Origin of the sequence: Collinsella sp. AM40-7AC, assembly GCF_003468125.1 — a bacterium.
In the GTDB taxonomy this organism is placed as follows: Bacteria; Actinomycetota; Coriobacteriia; order Coriobacteriales; family Coriobacteriaceae; genus Collinsella; species Collinsella aerofaciens_O.
The window spans coordinates 23919-40435 of sequence record NZ_QSGK01000003.1 but is presented as its reverse complement, the minus strand read 5'-3'; the positions used below and the strand labels follow the sequence as shown (position 1 = coordinate 40435).

At 61.3% G+C, this 16517-nt stretch carries 14 protein-coding genes and 2 tRNA genes; 11 read left to right on the top strand and 5 right to left on the bottom strand.

The window, feature by feature from the left end:
* Positions 1-138 precede the first annotated feature (138 nt).
* The 9 genes from DW892_RS03235 to DW892_RS03195 all read left to right on the top strand — a co-directional run bounded on the left by DW892_RS03235 (position 139) and on the right by DW892_RS03195 (position 8410).
* Positions 139-402 carry an HPr family phosphocarrier protein gene (locus DW892_RS03235; protein ID WP_022094575.1) on the top strand — a complete coding sequence of 88 codons (264 nt, stop codon included), beginning with the start codon at positions 139-141 and terminating at the stop codon, positions 400-402.
* A gap of 133 nt (positions 403-535) precedes the next feature.
* Positions 536-2239, top strand: a complete 1704-nt coding sequence (gene ptsP / locus DW892_RS03230) for a phosphoenolpyruvate--protein phosphotransferase (RefSeq protein WP_117765646.1) — start codon at positions 536-538, stop codon at positions 2237-2239.
* Between the two features lie 74 nt (positions 2240-2313).
* Positions 2314-3246 (top strand): 1-phosphofructokinase family hexose kinase, encoded by a 933-nt coding sequence (locus DW892_RS03225; RefSeq protein WP_055250439.1) that lies wholly within the window; start codon positions 2314-2316, stop codon positions 3244-3246.
* Positions 3247-3429: 183 nt separating this feature from the next.
* Positions 3430-4362: a 1-phosphofructokinase family hexose kinase gene (locus DW892_RS03220; RefSeq protein WP_117583462.1), complete on the top strand. Its 933-nt coding sequence runs from the start codon at positions 3430-3432 to the stop codon at positions 4360-4362.
* 164 nt (positions 4363-4526) lie between these two features.
* On the top strand, positions 4527-5921 hold the full coding sequence (locus tag DW892_RS03215; RefSeq protein ID WP_117765644.1) for a CCA tRNA nucleotidyltransferase: 1395 nt from the start codon (positions 4527-4529) through the stop codon (positions 5919-5921).
* Between the two features lie 127 nt (positions 5922-6048).
* Positions 6049-6125, top strand: a tRNA-Glu gene (locus DW892_RS03210).
* Positions 6126-6147: 22 nt separating this feature from the next.
* Positions 6148-6224, top strand: a tRNA-Glu gene (locus DW892_RS03205).
* Positions 6225-6374: 150 nt separating this feature from the next.
* Positions 6375-7682, top strand: coding sequence for a lysylphosphatidylglycerol synthase transmembrane domain-containing protein (locus tag DW892_RS03200; protein WP_117765642.1), 1308 nt, complete (start codon positions 6375-6377; stop codon positions 7680-7682).
* A 116-nt stretch (positions 7683-7798) separates the two neighbouring features.
* The gene (locus tag DW892_RS03195) at positions 7799-8410 is read left to right on the top strand and encodes a TetR/AcrR family transcriptional regulator (RefSeq protein WP_158567016.1); all 612 of its coding nucleotides are present in this window, start codon (positions 7799-7801) and stop codon (positions 8408-8410) included.
* A 112-nt stretch (positions 8411-8522) separates the two neighbouring features.
* On the opposite strand, the gene DW892_RS03190 is transcribed toward DW892_RS03195, so the two are convergent.
* From DW892_RS03190 to DW892_RS03170, 5 genes are all read right to left on the bottom strand, one after another.
* The gene (locus DW892_RS03190) at positions 8523-9839 is read right to left on the bottom strand and encodes an ABC transporter ATP-binding protein (RefSeq protein WP_117765638.1); all 1317 of its coding nucleotides are present in this window, start codon (positions 9837-9839) and stop codon (positions 8523-8525) included.
* Entirely contained in the window at positions 9840-10862 is a 1023-nt protein-coding gene (locus tag DW892_RS03185) for an iron ABC transporter permease (RefSeq protein WP_117765636.1), read from the bottom strand.
* A gap of 22 nt (positions 10863-10884) precedes the next feature.
* A complete protein-coding gene (locus DW892_RS03180; RefSeq protein ID WP_147349837.1) occupies positions 10885-12456 on the bottom strand; it encodes an ABC transporter substrate-binding protein in 1572 nt (523 codons plus the stop codon).
* Between the two features lie 4 nt (positions 12457-12460).
* Positions 12461-12994, bottom strand: coding sequence for a hypothetical protein (locus DW892_RS03175; RefSeq protein ID WP_117716075.1), 534 nt, complete (start codon positions 12992-12994; stop codon positions 12461-12463).
* A gap of 146 nt (positions 12995-13140) precedes the next feature.
* The gene (locus tag DW892_RS03170) at positions 13141-14067 is read right to left on the bottom strand and encodes a sirohydrochlorin cobaltochelatase (protein WP_117583469.1); all 927 of its coding nucleotides are present in this window, start codon (positions 14065-14067) and stop codon (positions 13141-13143) included.
* A gap of 458 nt (positions 14068-14525) precedes the next feature.
* On the opposite strand from DW892_RS03170, the gene cobM reads away from it, so the two are divergent.
* Complete coding sequence (gene cobM / locus DW892_RS03165; RefSeq protein ID WP_117765632.1) at positions 14526-15317, top strand: precorrin-4 C(11)-methyltransferase; 792 nt, start codon at positions 14526-14528, stop codon at positions 15315-15317.
* Between the two features lies 1 nt (position 15318).
* The gene (gene cbiD / locus DW892_RS03160) at positions 15319-16503 is read left to right on the top strand and encodes a cobalt-precorrin-5B (C(1))-methyltransferase CbiD (protein ID WP_222847532.1); all 1185 of its coding nucleotides are present in this window, start codon (positions 15319-15321) and stop codon (positions 16501-16503) included.
* Positions 16504-16517: the final 14 nt, after the last annotated feature.

Genomic DNA, 16517 nt, shown 5'->3' with positions numbered 1-16517 from the left:
CGGACGACAAACACATCTGTCCAATAATTCGTCTGAAACACAATGAAAAACCGTTTGATGTGAGTTAATATAAACAACGTCGTGAATCTGACTCCTGCCGCATGCATGACAGGGGTTAAACACAAAAAGGAGTCAATTATGGTTTCTGAGAAGGCTACCCTCGTCAATCCGCAGGGTCTTCACATGCGTCCGGCTGGCCTCTTCGCCTCCACCATGGGCAAGTACGCCTGCGACGTGACGGTCGTCACCCCCGAGAAGGAGGTCAACGGCAAGTCCCCGATGGCCCTCATGGCTGCTGGTATCCCCTGCGGCACCGAGGTCGAGGTCAAGTGCGACGGCGCCGACGAGGCCGAGGCTCTGGCTGCTGCCATCGAGCTCATCAAGAGCGGTCTTGGCGAGTAGAACTCAAACGGGTCGCATGTTGAACAACTAAGTTCATATTTGGGGGCGCAGTGACCTGTCTTGAGGTAGCTGCGCTCTTTTGTCATGGATATGGCAAAACGCTTTATCACATGACACGGAGAGAGGAATGGGAATGTATCAGGGAGTCAACGCTTCCGAGGGCATCGGTATCGGCACCGTTATGGTCGCCGTCGATCCCGACTTGACGTTTGAGCCGCACGAGGTTGCCGATTCGGCAGCAGAGAAGGAACGCTATCAGACCGCTCTTTCGGTCTTCTGCGAGAAGACTCAGGCTCAGGCCGACCACATGAAGGAGACGGTGGGCGAGGCCGAGGCCGAGATCATGAGCGGACACATTGTCCTGGCTCAGGATCCGGGCATGACCGACGCCATCAACGCCGCCATTGACGGCGGCACCTGCGCCGAGCAGGCGCTCATGGACACCTCGACCATGTTCGAGAACATGTTCCTGTCTATGGACGACGAGATGTTCCGTCTGCGTGCGGCCGACATCGCCGACATCCGTACCGGCATTCTGGCCGAGTTGCTGGGTAAGGAGGTCGTCGACCTCTCCGTCCTGCCCAAGAACACCGTCGTTGTCGTGCACGACCTCACGCCGTCCATGACCGCCACGATCGATAAGGCGCACGTTGCCGGTATCGTCACCGAGACTGGTGGCCGCACGTCGCACTCCGCAATCATTGCGCGCGCCCTCGAGATCCCGGCTGTCCTTTCGGTTTCCAACAGCTGCACCGCACTGCGCAACGGCATGACCGTTGTCGTCGACGGTGGCAAGGGTATCGTCGAGGCCGATCCCGATGAGGAGACGCTCGCCGCTTACACTGCCAAGGCCGAGGCTTTCGCTGCCGAGAAGGCGGCTCTCGAGGCCTTCCGCGGCAAGCCGTCCGTGACTGCCGACGGCATCAAGAAGATCATTGCCTGCAACATCGGCAACCCCGATGACGTGCCCAACGCGCTCGATCACGACGCCGAGGCTATCGGCCTGTTCCGTTCCGAGTTCCTGTTCATGGACTCTGCTGAGCTTCCTTCCGAGGAGGAGCAGTTCAACGCCTACCGTAAGGTCGCCAGCGCGCTCAAGGGCGCTCCGGTCATCATCCGCACGCTCGATGTGGGTGGCGACAAGGAGATTCCGTACCTGCACATGGTCAAGGAAGAGAACCCCTTCATGGGCTTCCGCGCCGTGCGTTACTGCCTGGCCAACCCCGACCAGTACAAGGTCCAGCTCCGCGCCCTGCTGCGCGCCAGCGCCTTCGGTGACGTCAAGATCATGATCCCGCTCGTCACCTGCGTCGAGGAAGTCTTGGCTGTCAAGGAGCTCGTCGAGCAGTGCAAGGCCGAGCTGACCGAGGAGGGTCGCAAGTTCAACGAGAACATCGAGGTTGGCATCATGGTCGAGACGCCTGCCGCCTCGCTGCTCGCTGACCGCCTGGCCGAGGTCGCCGACTTCTTCTCCATCGGCACCAACGACCTGATCGGCTACACCATGTGCGCCGACCGTGGCAACGACACCATCTCCAACCTGTACCAGGTTTACTATCCCGCCGTGCTCCGCTCGCTCAAGAACATCATCGAGAGCGGCGTGAAGGCCGGCATCATGGTCGGTATGTGCGGCGAGGCCGCTGCCGATCCGTTGCTCGAGCCGCTGCTGATCAGCTGGGGCCTGGAGGAGTTCTCGATGAGCGCTCCGTCCATCCTGCGCGCCCGCAAGACCATCAGCCAGTGGACCAAGGCCGAGTGCGACGAGCTCGCCGAGAAGGCGCTCGCCTGCAACACCGCTGCCGAGGTCAAGGCACTGCTCGAGTCCGCAGCTCGCTAATTTGGTATCAGAGGTAACCGCGTGGTTGGAATGGGCCGGCCACGCGGCCCTCACATATACAGGGGGTACTGTAAATGTTCTACACGCTAACCGCTAACCCGGCTGTCGACATGACGGTTTCGAGCTCTCCGCTCGAGCCCGACGAGAACGTCCGCACCGGCTCGGCCAGCTACACGGCTAACGGCAAGGGCCTCGACGTGTCCTTCGCCTTTAAGAAGATGGGCGTCGACACCGTCGCGCTCGGTTTCTTCGCCGGCTTCACGGGCAAGTTCATCGTCGAGGAGGTCATGAACCTGGGTTGCCTCTGCCGCCCGGTCTGGACCGACGGTATCACGCGCATCAACACCTACGTCAACGATGGCCAGCACGAGTACGGCATCCTGAACCCCGGTGCTCCGATCACGCCGCAGCATCAGGAGGAGCTCTACAACATCCTGGACACCGCGGGCGACCTTGAGTGCCTGATCGTCTCCGGCTCCGTGCCTCCCAAAGCTACGCCCGACTTCCTGGCTCAGGTCATGGAGCACGCTCAGGCCCGTGGCGCCGACGTCGTCCTGGACCTGTCCTCCGACAAGCTCAAGGAGCTCGCTCACAAGAAGCCGCTGCTCATTAAGCCGAACCATCACGAGATGAAGGCTATCTTCGGCGTGCCGGTCGACACCGACGACGAGGTCCGCGTTGCCATGAAGCTGGCTCACGAGGCCGGCGTCCAGAACGTGCTGCTCACCCGTGGTAGCCGCGGTGACGCTTACTTCTCCAACGGCGAGGACATCTGGTATGCCAAGCGTGAGTTCAACATCAAGCTTGTCTCTTCCGTCTGCGCCGGCGACTGCACCCTCGCTGCGTTCCTGCACAAGTGGTACAGGGATCGCGACAACGTCGAGGAGGCCATGAAGCTCGCTATGGCCACCGGCGCCAACGTTGCTGAGTCCGTCGGCATCGGCGACTTTGGTCACGTCGACGAGTACAGCAAGCGCGTTGCCGTTCGCAAGCTCGATCGCAAGTAAGCGAAACACGACAAACTCGTGCGCATACGGCGTCCCGGTTTCGACCGGGGCGCCGTTTTTTGTCCCACTCGAACCTCGGAGCCGCGCTTCACGCGTTCCACACCGTTCACCGAGTTGTTGTAGCCTTTTGCCGAAGCGTGGAATATACTTTCATTAACACGTTGCTTCGTGAAAGGAACATTCATGATTTACACGCTTACTGCAAATCCCGCTATTGACTACAACATCTCCTGCGATGGCTTGTCCGCCAACACCGTTACCCGCACCCGTAACGCTGTCTACACCCCCAACGGCAAGGGTCTCAACGTTTCGTTTACGCTCGACCACTACGGCGTCGACACCACGATCCTGGGCTTCTTCGCCGGCTTCTCGGGTGAGTATATCGTTAAGGGCGCCGAGGCCCTGGGCGTGCCCGTCAAGCCCGTGTGGACTGACGGCATCACGCGTGTTAACGTGTTCCTCAACGCCGGTCCCGACACCGAGTACAACATGGTCAACGCCGGTGCCGCCATCAACGAAGCCAACGAGCAGGAGATGTTTGAGCTTATCGATTCGCTCGATGACATGACCTGCCTGGTTATCAGCGGCTCGCTGCCCCCCAACACCTCCGAGAGCTTCCTGGCAGAGGTCCTGCGTCGCGTGAAGGCGAAGGGCGCCGAGTTCGTGCTCGATATCTCGAGCCATCAGCTGGCCGACCTCATTGCTATGGAGCCGTTGCTCATTAAGCCTAACGACGACGAGCTGCTCGACATCTTTGGCATTAAGGTGAGCGGTGGCGACGACGAGTCCGTCAAGGGCGCCATGGCCGAGCTGCACGCCAAGGGCGCTAAGAATGTACTGCTGACGCTCGGCGGCGACGGCGCGTACTTCTCCAACGGCGAGCACATCTGGTTTGCCAACCGCACTTTCGACGTCAAGCTGCTGTCGACCGTCTGCGCGGGCGACTCCTCGCTGGCCGCCTTCCTGTCCGTGTGGCACGATGCCCCCGAGCGCGTCGAGGATGCCCTGCGCCTCTCGATGGCCACCGGCGCCAACGTGGTCGAGTGCCCGGGTCTGGGCGATTTTGCCAAGGTCGATGAGTATCAGAAGGGTATTGCAATCCGTCAGGTTTGCTAGTTCCGGCACCTTGCCTGAATAGTTCAATTATTTCGCATCCGTCTTAGACCAGGACGGATGCGTTTTTGTTTATCGGACTTGCGTGTGCAGTGGAGGCTGTTTCTTGCTAGACTTCTTGCAGACGCAATCGATAGCCAATTTGATAGTCGCAGGAGGCCATAGGCATGTGCAATGTTTCGCTCAACGGTACGCAGCCGACCGATGCCTCTATCCGTGTCCTGCGTGCGCTTGAGGCAGCAGGTCTTGAGGCCTGGTACGTGGGCGGTTGGGTACGTGATGCCCTGATGGGACGCCCCAGCCACGATGTTGACATGTGCTGCAGCGGCCTGTGGCAGGAGTCCAAAGAGGCGCTCGAAGCGGCTGATATTGCCGTGGTTGAGTCGGGCATAAAATTTGGCGGCATCACGGCTATTTGCGATGATGAGCGCATTGAGGTCACCACCTACCGCCTAGACGGCTTTTACACCGACGGCCGCCATCCCCAGAGTGTGGAGCGTGCGGCGTCGCTTGAGGACGATCTGGCGCGTCGTGACTTTACCGTTAACGCTATGGCCTGGCATCCCGAGCGTGGTCTTGTCGACCGCTACGATGGTCAGGGCGACCTAGACCGCAAGCTCATCCGCGCCGTTGGAGATCCCAAGCGTCGTTTTAACGAGGACGCGCTTCGCATGCTGCGCGCGGTGCGTTTTGCCTGCCGTCTGGATTTTATGATCGAGCCTAAGACTAAACAGGCGCTTGCCGAGTGCGCGCCGCTGCTCGATGCTGTGGCGCGCGAGCGCGTGGGCATTGAGCTCGAGGGTATCCTTTCGACCGGCCACGGGGGAGACGCCATGCTGCGCTACCCCGAGCTCATCTGCGCCGCCGTGCCCGAGTTGGCAGCGGGTCGCGGGTTTGATCAGCGCAGCGTCTATCATGCGTTTAACGTTTACGAGCATATCGCCCGTGTGCTGACGGTGGCGGGGGAGTTGGCGCTGTGCGACGGCTTTACACCCTCAATGAGCCTAATGTGGGCGGCGTTTTTGCACGACGTTTCCAAGCCCGATTGCTTTACGGTCGACCATGCGGGCAGCGGCCACTTTTACGGTCACCCCGAGCTCGGGGCCAAGAAGGCGCGCGCCATCATGGATCGCTTGGCGCTTTCGCACGACTTGGTCCGCGACGTGTGCCTGCTCATTAAGTACCACGACAAGCCGCTGCGCCCCGAGCGCTCCTGCTTGCTCAATATGATGCGCTTGCTTTCGGGCGAGGGCGTCGATACGCCGCGCCTGATGGACGAGCTTATGGACCTTAAGCGTGCCGACACGCTGGGCAAGGCGCCGTCGTGCTTCTATTACGTCGAGACGATCGAAGAGATGCGCTCACTCGCCCATGATTTGTTGGAGGCGGGGGAGCCCTATTCGCTCAAGATGCTTGCTATCAACGGCGGCGACTTGATTCGTGCCGGTGTGAAGCCGGGGCCCGAGCTAGGCCAGCTACTCAACGCCGCCCTCGAAGCCGTTATCGAGGACAACATCCCCAACGATCGCGAAACCCTTTTGGTTCATCTCAACTTGAATTAGCTAATTAGTTGACCTGCGCGTTCCATAACCTGTCGACAATTTTTCGGCAATTTGGAATTTCTTCTTGCGCTGATGTTTTTTGTCCCGTAATATATTTCCTCGCAGCACGGCAGTGCAGATGTCATGTGGCCCGTTCGTCTAGCGGTTTAGGACGCCGCCCTCTCAAGGCGGAGATCACCAGTTCGAATCTGGTACGGGCTACCACTTCTTTTCTGCCGAGGCCTATGGCCCGTTCGTCTAGCGGTTTAGGACGCCGCCCTCTCAAGGCGGAGATCACCAGTTCGAATCTGGTACGGGCTACCACGCATCTGATACCCGGTCTTTCCATGGAAGGCCGGGTTTTTTATTATCAAACAACTGTCTGTCATTCCCGTTTGAACAAGAGCTTTGCGTTCTGCTTATGACCCTTACGGGTACAATAACCAAGATATTTTGACTGTTAGAAGGAGTCTCATGACGGAGTCCTCTCAGCATACGTCCAAGCCCCAGGTCGAGGTTGAGGCCTCGGGCGGCGATGACAATAAGAGTGCACGCCGCGGCGCCATCTTTATCGGCGTCGTGCTGGTGGGTTATATCGTCTATCTGGTGGTAACCGGGCAGATGGGGCAGTTTTGGGCCGCTATGTCGAGCGTCCAGGCGCCCTGGCTCGTTGCCGCGTGTCTATGCATGTTCATGTATCTGTTCTTTGGCATTGTGGCCTATGCGATCGCCGTCTGGCTCGACCCCAATTCACCCGTCGGCATTCGCGACCTGATCTCGGTCGAGGCGAGCGGCATCTTTTTTGGCAACCTCACGCCCATGATGATGGGCTCGACTCCCGCCCAGATCTACCGTCTGACCAAAGCGGGCCAAAATGTCGGCGAGGCCGGAGCCACGCAGTTCACGCGCTTTATCGTGTACCAGTTTGGCCTCGTTGCCTGGGGCGCTATCCTACTGCTTGCCCGCATGCCGTTTTTTGCCGAGCGCTATGGCGACATGACGCTGCTGTGCGTCTTTAGCTTTGGTGGGCACTGCTGCATCTTGCTGGGCATCTTCGCCGTCGCGCTCATGCCTAAGACCGTCACGCGCGTCGCCCATTGCATCATCAATTGGCTCGAGCGCATAGGTGTCTCGGCCACTAAGATCGAGGGATGGCGCACGTTTGTCGACGGCGAGATCTACTCCTTCTCCGAGAAGTTCAAGCTTTCGGCCGGACATTTTTCTTCCATGCTGCTCACCGTGTTTATCACCATGCTGCAGCTCGCGTTTTTCTATCTGGTTCCGTATTTCCTGATGCTTGCCTTTGGCCATCACGAGGTCGACTTTTTCTCGGTCATGGCCGCGAGTGCCTTTGTCCAGCTGCTGAGCTCTGCGGTTCCCTTGCCCGGTGGAACTGGTGGCGCTGAGGGCGGCTTTGCATTGTTCTTGGGTCATTTCTTTGGGTCGGCTTCGACCGCCGGCTATCTGCTGTGGCGCCTCATTACGTTTATTGCGCCGACCATTTTGGCTGCGCCCCTGCTGGGACTTAAGAGCGCCCACAACGAGAGCATCCATGCGCGCTGGGATCGCGTGATGCGCAAACTCGGCCGCACGTCTCAGACGCCCTCTGCGCCCACTAAGCCGCACCCCACGAATGCGGTTACCGTTGATCCCAAGAAGCACGCTCAGAAGGCTTCTGGGACCGCCAAGCCGGCTCATAAAGCCTATGTGCGCCAGACGGGCGACGGTATTCGCGTATCTCCGTCGGCACTCAATAAGAAGAAGCACCCTAAGTCGCAGTAGGGCAGTCGTGCGTTCTTCATGATGCGGGGCATATTTGTGCTGTATGGGGGATAATCCTCTTACGTAGATTATCTCTCATCTGTTGATGAATGCCCGTATATCGAAGGGACACGCCCATGGCCACCAGCAAACCGCGTATTGATCGCCGCATCGTTCGCAGCCGCAATGCCATCCTTTCCGCTTTCGAGCGCCTGCTCATGGAAAAGCCGCTGGCAGACATTACGGTGAGTGCCATCGCGCGCGAGGCCAATGTCGACCGCAAGACCTTTTACGTTCACTTTGGTACGGTTGACGGCCTGCTCGATGGCATTGCCGTCGATGTGGTGGAGATGATTGTCGACTCGGTCGAGAAAACGCTTGCTTCAATGGACGGTGACACCAACGAGCGCGCCCTGGGCGCGGCGGCGACCTTGTTTAAAACCGTTAACGAGGCACTGTGCAACAACTTGGTGCTCAATCGTCAGCTGATCGAGAACATTCCGCTCGATGATTTTATGGCTCGTCTTCGTGCGCCGCTCGAGCACGAGATTGCCGAGCGCGATCTGCTGCCCCACGGTCTCAAGGACGAGATGTTCGACTACTATCTGGCGTTTTTGCTGTCGGGTATTATCGGTATCTATCGCACATGGGCACTGTCTGACGGCTCGGTTCCTATCGAGCGTGTCTCGGAGGTTGCTAATACTCTGACGTTGAGCGGTCTTTCGAGTTTGGAATCTCGCTTGGATTAGGTCTAGTTGGGCTCGTCGGCGTGGAAATTCCTGTTCACGAGGTTCTCCGGCGCCTTGGAGACCTCGCCGGCGTAGGAGCTATAGCCTGAGGATCCTTAAATGAAAGTCCAGTTTATCCTTCCCACTCCAATTGGGAATCCTCCGATGCGCCTTCGCACGCTCGCATGACCTCGATACCATGCGAGCGTGCGAACTCGACGAGCTCTGCGTTGCGGGCGTTTATGGTGCCGAAGGCGACGGGGCACACGATAAGGAGCGCGCAGTGGACGAGGAGCTCTTTGGCGCGGGCTATGGTTCTATCCCCGATCGGCTCGAAGGCGCGCTCGGCCACGCATTCCGCCGCCAGGTCGCGCGCGAGCTCGCAGTCGATGTCCCCTTCGTGCAGAACGCCCGTATAGAACGCCTTGCCCTGCCGGATGAGCTGGCGAAACACAGCCGACCCCGTACCTGCGCCGGCGATGACGAACGTGTGCGCATCGCCGTGCGGGCGTCCAATTTCCACGCTGCCGAAGCGCTCGTTGAAGGTGCCATGTTGAAGGCCGTAGAGCTCGCCAATCGTCTCGCGCGTGAATATGTCCTCGGGTGCGCCGGCGCGGAAGACCCGGCCGTCCTTCACGCAAATCACCTTGTCGGCGCTTTTCTGCGCGAGCTCGAGTTCGTGGATGGACATGATGACAGCCACATTCCGCGATTTCGCAAGGTGGCGAAGTATTCGCAGCAGGTCGATCTGGTAGCGGATATCGAGATATGACGTGGGCTCGTCGAGCACGAGCACACGCGGATCCTGCGCGATGGCGCGTGCGAGCATGACGCGCTGGCGTTGCCCGTCGCTTATCTGCATGAAGTCGCGCTCGGCGAGCTCTTCCACATGTGCGGTTTTCATGGCCTCGTCGACCCGACTATGGTCGTCGGGCGAGAGTGTGCCCATTCGCCCGGTGTAGGGGTGCCTTCCCGCCTCTACGACATCGCGGCAGGTGAGGAGCTCGGTCCGGGGGCGATCTGTCAGCATAACGGCAAGGTTCCTTGCAAACTCCGCCGTCTTCCATCGGGAAATCTCCCGCCCGTCGAGCTCGACCGCGCCGGCAAGCGGTGCCAGATGGCGTGTGATGGTTTTCAAGATGGTCGACTTGCCCGAGCCGTTCGGCCCGATGAGCGCCACGACGTCGCCCGCGCGAACCTCCAGATCGACGCCTTCGACTACGACCTTCTTGTCGTAGCCCGCCGACAGGTCGCTTATGTGGAAAAGCGGCGCTCCGTCAGCCTGCGTTTCGACCGTAGTTTCGAGGTTCGGCTCCGCTCGGAGGAGGCGTTCCGCGCGCAGTTCCGCACGAGCCGAAAGTGCCTTCTGGCGCTTTCGTGCGAGCTCAGGACTGTCTAAGCATGGAATGTCCCCTCCGAGCGTTTTGGGCCGCGGCACGAATTCCCCCATCTACCTCACCCGCTTCTTCAACATGAGCGCGATAACCACCGGAGCGCCGAAGATGGCGGTGACGGCGCTGATGGAAAGCTCGACGGGAGAGAACAGCGTGCGCGCGATCAAATCGCAGCCCGCGCAGAAGATGGCGCCTCCCAAGAAGCACGCAGGAATCACGCGGATGAGCTTCGACGACTTTAGCGCCGACTTCACGAGATGCGGAACCGCGATGCCTACGAACGACACCGGACCAGCGAACGCGGTCACGCAGGCGGAGAGCATGCTCGCTAGAAGGACGAGCACCACGCGGAAGCGTTCGACGTTCACGCCGACGCTTTTCGCGTAGGCTTCTCCCAGCTGGAAGGCGGAAAGGGGCTTCGATATCGCGAATACGCATGCGCTCACGGTGATCACCACGACCGCGATGACCGCGATGTCGTCCCAGCTCGAACCCGAGAAGCTACCCAAAGACCAGTTGTGCAGGTTCACGATGGACTGGTCGTCGGCGAAGGCGATGAGGAAGTTCGTCGCCGCCGAGCAGATGTATCCCACCATGACGCCCGCCACGATGAGCATGGCCATGGAACTTATGCGCCGTGCGATGAGGAGCACGAAGCCGATGGTGATAAGCGAGCCCAGAAACGCTGCGGCCACCATGGCCGGCGAAGACATGGCCATGTTCGCGCCTAGAAGTACGATCATCGTAAGCGCGACGACGAACTTTGCGCCCGAGGAGACACCCAAGATGAACGGGTCGGCGATGGGGTTGTTGAAAAACGTCTGCAGCAGGAACCCGGAAAGCGAAAGTGCCCCGCCGAGAAGCACGGCTGAAAGCACGCGCGGCAGGCGAATCTCCCAGATGACCTGGCTTTCCATGGAATTGGCCGCGCCGCCCGAAAGGATGCCGGGGATGTGGTCTGCGGGCACGAGCACGCTCCCGATGCACAGGTTGGCCCCGACGAGCACGATGAGGGCAACAGCGAGCAGCGCCGTCACGACGCGACACCGCGCGGCGCGCCCCGATTCGTCGTATGCCATGGAAAGCCGGCTTCTCATGGCGCTAACCGAGCTTCCTCAGATAATGGAAGTCGCTCGCGTCATCGCCGGTGAACGCCCCGTGCAGCTCGTCGATAATGTCGGCGGTAGAAGTCATCTGCTGGTACATGTCGGCGCTTGTGACCCAGACGTTGCCGTTCTTCACGGCTTTGAACTGCGACAATAGCGCGTTTTTGCCTACGAAGTCGTTCAAGGTGGCAACCGATTCGTCGATGGTGCCGTTGTAGACGATGATGTCGGCATCCTTCGCCGTCGCGTAGAAGCGCTCCATTTCGAGCGTTACTGACGAACCTGACGTCGACGCCGTCTGCGCGTCATCGAGCGCATAGCTGCCGCCTGCAAGCTCGATCATCTGCGCCACGTAGTCGCCCGCCCGCCGCGTGACGGCGGCCCCGTTCGAGTTAATGTAGAAATACGCCACGGTTTTACCTGACGACGCGAGCCCCGACGTTTGCTCGACGCGGGCCTTCTGCTCGTTGAACAGGTGCGCGGCCTCGTCTTCCTTGTCGAACAGGACGCCGAAAAGCTTAATCCACTCGACGCGCCCGAGTGCTTCGGGCTCGCTCGACGACTGTTCGGTGAGCACGACGAGCCCGAGCTTCTGCAGCTTTTCCTTCACATCGGGCGTGTGGTTGATCATGGTGTTCTCGATGGCGAGCGTACAGCCCGAGGCCGATATTCGCTCGTAGTCGGGCGCGCTGTACTTGCCGCCGTAGGCGATCGCCCCACTTTCGAGTGCGCTTTTGAAGCCCACGACCGAGCAGTCGTCGGCCTTCGTGCCCGACATGATGATATTGTCGTTCGCATCGAGCGCGTCGACTAGGCACATCGTCGCCGACGACACGAGGTACACCTTGTCGGCGGGGCGCCTTATGACCGCGATGTCGGAGCTCAACCCATCAGGTACCTTCGCATCTTGCGGCACCACGAGGAAGCGCTCCCCGTTCGTAACGCAGATAAGCCGCAGGCCGCCTTCGAACTCGTCGACAGTGAAGTGCTCGGCGTATTCAAGCTGAAGCGCTCCCGTCGGCTCCCAGCCGCAGCCCAAATCGGCGTTGTGGAAGTCGGCCGCGGCGCTTGAAGCCGTTCCCGCAGGGGAGCCGCCGCTTGCATCGTCGCCCGATTTCTCCTTCATGGTGGATGAGTCGAAGTGGAGCGTGTAGTCGATGGTGTGCGGCGTCGACATGGCGACGGTCTCGGCCGACACGGCGATGTCCTCGTCGAGCGTGACGGGTATCTCGAACGTGGAGTTGCCGCCGTCGTTTACGGGCGCGTAGTCCACGCCGTCGACGGTCATCTTGTCGTAGTTCGAACTCGACCAGGTGATGGTCGCGGTGTAGGTGTCGCCATCCTTCACAATTGTGGTGGGTGAGGCGATGCTTGCGCGCCCTGACCCGCCGGAAAGCGAGACGCTCACCGTGTATTCCTGAGAGCCCGCCGTGCCACCGGTCGCGTTCGGGCTCGCACTGCACCCCGCGAAGGGAAGCGCGAGCAGGGCGACGAGAACGCAGGCGATCGCGCGCGCCGCGATGCTGTGGAGCTTCCTGTTTTCCCCCTTGGGAAGAATCGACCGCATGGCGTTACTTCAGTGCGTCGGCGCGCAGATCGACGCCGGCGGATTCGAACACAAGTGTGCGGTCGTACCACTGCTCTTTTCTAATACTCCACGCGGCACAGGCGGTGTCCTCGTCGAGCGCATCAACGGGCACGTCGTAGGTGTACTTGCCTTCCGCGTTTTCCACATAGGGGATGAAGTCGGCCTCGCTTGCGGCGGCAGCCTCGTCGCCCGTGCCCATGAAGAGCTTGCCGTAGCCCGTGCCGGAAAGCGTCATCACGCAGTGCATGGAGCCGTTTTCCACGATGAGCTGGGCGTCCACGATCCTGAACATGTTCGAGCTGGAATCTACGGTGATTGGATAGGTGCCGTCGGCCACCTTGTCGGCGGTGATGGGGGCAGCGCTTGCGCCCGCGGGCGCATCGGCCGCCTGTTCGGTCTTTTCCTGGGAATCGGCATCGCTTGCCTTTGCGCTGTCGATTGAATTTCCGGCGCAGCCGGCGAGCGAGAACGCGCAAAGCGCCGCCGACAGGGCGAAGACGAGGGTTTTCTTCAACATGGAGGGGGTTCCTTTCAATCGCTTCGACCGCCCGTGCCGTGCGGTGGGCGGTCGGGATGCGAATGCAACGGGCATGCGTCGTCAGTCGGGGAAAGGCGCATGCCCGTTGCACGGGGACGCGACCGGCGCCCCCGTGCGCGGCGAGTTTACAGCTTGGCGATGGCGTCGTCCACGTGCGAGACGTAGATGTCGTCGACCGCGACGTTCTGTCCCAGACCCTGGAGCAGGCACGTCACTTCGAAGCCGGCGGCCACGAACTTCGCAGCCCAGCTGTCGGGGTCGGTCTCGTCTGCCATGTCGTTGTTCGCGTGGTCGCCCGCGACCACCATGAACGGCGCGAGCACGGCCTTCTTGTAGCCTGCGGCGCTCGCGGCGGCGATAACATCCTCGCAGGTCGGTTCAGCCTCGACGGTGCCGACGAAGAACTGCGTCAAACCCTCGTTCTTGAACACTTCCTGCATCTTGGCATAGTCGGCGTTGGAATCGGCTTCGGTGCCGTGGCCCATGAGGCACAGCGCCGTCTCGCCGTCGTCGAAGGACGCCATGTTCTCCTTAATGGCCGCGGCCACCTTTTTGTAGTCGTCGTCGGAGGTGAGCAGCGGGTCGCCGAGCGAGATCTTGTCGAACTTGTCGGCGTACTTGTCGAGCTCGTCTTTCACGTCGGCGTATTCCAGGCCAGCCATGAGATGCGTCGGCTGCACGACGATTTCCTTCACGCCGTCTTCCACGCAGCGGTCAAGCGCCTCGGTCATGTTGTCGATCGTGATGCCGTCGCGCTTCTTCAGCTTGTCGATGATGATCTGCGCGGTGAAGGCGCGGCGGATGTCGTAGTCCTGCCAGTACTTCTCGCGGATAGCGTCTTCGATGGCGCCGATGGTGATGTGGCGCGAGTCGTTGTAGCTCGTGCCGAAGCTCGTGACGAGGATGACCGGCTTCGCGGCCTTCTCCTTTTCACTAGATTTCTCGGAACTCGCGGAGGTGTTGGAGCAGCCCGCGAGCGCGACTCCGGCGAGCGCGACGGCTCCGGTTGCTGCGGCGCCCATGAAGCCGCGGCGTGACATCTGGTCGGACATGGTTTTTCCTTTCCTCGGTTTGCCGGTCCCCCGGCGACAGTTGCTTGTCGGCACAAGCGAAAGAAAAGCGCACCCCTCGGGGTTCACAAGGAGCTAACGCCACGGCGATGCCGTGAGGAAAAGGCGAAGCAGTCTGGCTTGGGGCGCGAGGCGGTTCGCCCGCGCGTCCTATACAGTAATGTCCCTTGCCCAGGATTCCCACCTGGTTCCCTCCGCAAGCCAGCGCGGGCTGTGCAGGCGCCGCGCCGGTCATTTCCTTTTATCCGATTGTCATATGCTCGTTGCCGAAACTTTTACTATGATAGTGGGCACTTGTGAACGTGTCAAAGCCAGCGCGGGCGGCATTGCGCCTCCTGCCTGCGTATTTGCGCCGATTGCTGCCGCAGGCGCCGTGTTTTGCCCGCTGCGCGAATGGCGGCGTAAACGGTTGCGATGAGAAACGGGAAGGGAAGGCTCGGATGATTCATATCGTTGGCGCAGGCTCGGGCGCCGCCGACCTTATCACGCTGCGCGGGGCGCGCCTTCTGCGCGCGGCCGACGTAGTCGTTTGGGCGGGAAGCCTTGTGAATCCCGAGCTGCTCGCCGAGTGCAAGGAATCCTGCGTTGTCTACGACAGCGCGCACATGACCTTGGAGGAAGTGCTCGACGTGATGTGCGCGGCAGATGCGCGGGGCGAGGAAGTGGTGCGCCTGCACACGGGCGACCCGTGCCTGTACGGCGCCATCCAGGAGCAGATGGACGCGCTCGACGCGCGCGGCGTGGACTACGAGGTGGTGCCCGGCGTGTCGAGCTTTTGCGGTGCCGCGGCGGCGCTTCGCCAGGAATACACGCTGCCGGGAATCAGCCAGTCGGTCGTGATCACGCGGCTTTCCGGACGTACCCCCATGCCCGCGGGCGAGGGCATGCGCACCATGGCGGAAAGCGGCTCGACTATGGTCATCTTCCTGAGCTCGGGTATGCTCGCCGAGCTTTCCGCCGAGCTTTTGGGCGCGGGCCGCAGCTCCGACGAGCCGGCGGCGCTCGTGTACAAGGCGACCTGGCCTGAGGAGCGCGTGGTGCGCTGCACAGTGGGCACGCTCGCCGATGCGGGCGCGCGAGAGGGCATCGACCGCACGGCGCTCGTGGTGGTGGGCCGCGTGCTCGGAGCTCGTGGCGGGCTTGCGCACAACGGCGCGCAAGCGGAGTCGTACGAGCGCAGCAAGCTTTACGACCCTTCGTTTGCCACGGGGTATCGAAAGGCGAGCAGCTAGCGTGGCCTTCGAGCACTACATATATACCGGGACGACCCGCCTGCGCTGCGGCTACACCACGGGGAGCTGCGCCGCGCTCGCGGCGAAGGCGGCCTGCGAGATGCTCTTGTCACGAAAGACCGTGGGCCGCGTGTCGATCGTCACCCCCGGCGGGCTGCCTGTCGAGACGGACGTGGTTGACGCATGTATCGGCGAGGGGTGCGCCCAGTGCGCCGTGCGAAAGGACGCAGGCGACGATGCCGATGTGACCGACGGCGTGCTCGTGTACGCGCGCGTGGAACATGCGGGGTCGGGCACGGGCGCTGCGGGCAGCAAGGGCGTGCCCGCGCGCGAATCGGAAGTTTCCGTCGATGGCGGCGTGGGCGTGGGGCGCGTGACGTTGCCCGGGCTCGAGCAGCCGGTGGGGTCGGCCGCTATCAACGCGACGCCGCGCGCGATGATCACTTCGGCGGTGCGCGAGGTGTGCGCCGCGCACGGCTTTTCTGGAAATATTGCTGTGACGATTTCGGTACCCGAGGGTGTTGCCCTTGCCGAAAAGACCTTCAACCCACACCTGGGGATAGAGGACGGCATTTCCATCCTGGGCACGACGGGCATCGTCGAGCCGCGCAGCCTCGCTGCCTTGCGCGACAGTATCGAGCTCGAGATCCGGCAGCATGCGGCTATGGGGCGGCGCGGAGTTGTGCTCACGCCCGGCAACTACGGCGCGCAGTTCATCTCGGGGCATTTTCACCTAAACGGTGCGCCGGTGGTCTTCATCTCCAACTTTGTGGGCGATGCGATTGATTGCTGCGTTCGCGAGGGATTTACCAATGTCCTTCTTGTGGGACACATCGGCAAGCTGGTGAAGGTCGCGGGCGGCATCATGGACACCCATTCGCGTACCGCCGACTGCCGCGCGGAGATTCTGGCCGCCCACGCGGCCTTGGCCGGCGCGGGCGCGAAGACCGTGTGCGAGATCATGTCGTCGGTCACGACCACGGCGGCGCTCGAGGTAATCGAGGCCGCCGGCGTGGGGGACGCTGCGTCCGCCTCGCTCGCTGTGGCAATCGAGGACAGGTTGCGCCGCCGCGCGGCGGGCGCATGCGACATCGCCGCGGTCGTGTTCGACGCCGAGCGCCGAGAGCTTTTCCGCACGTCGGGCGCTGATGCAGTTATCGGGGAATTGGGGGCTACGTATGAGTAAAGGCGTGCTGTACG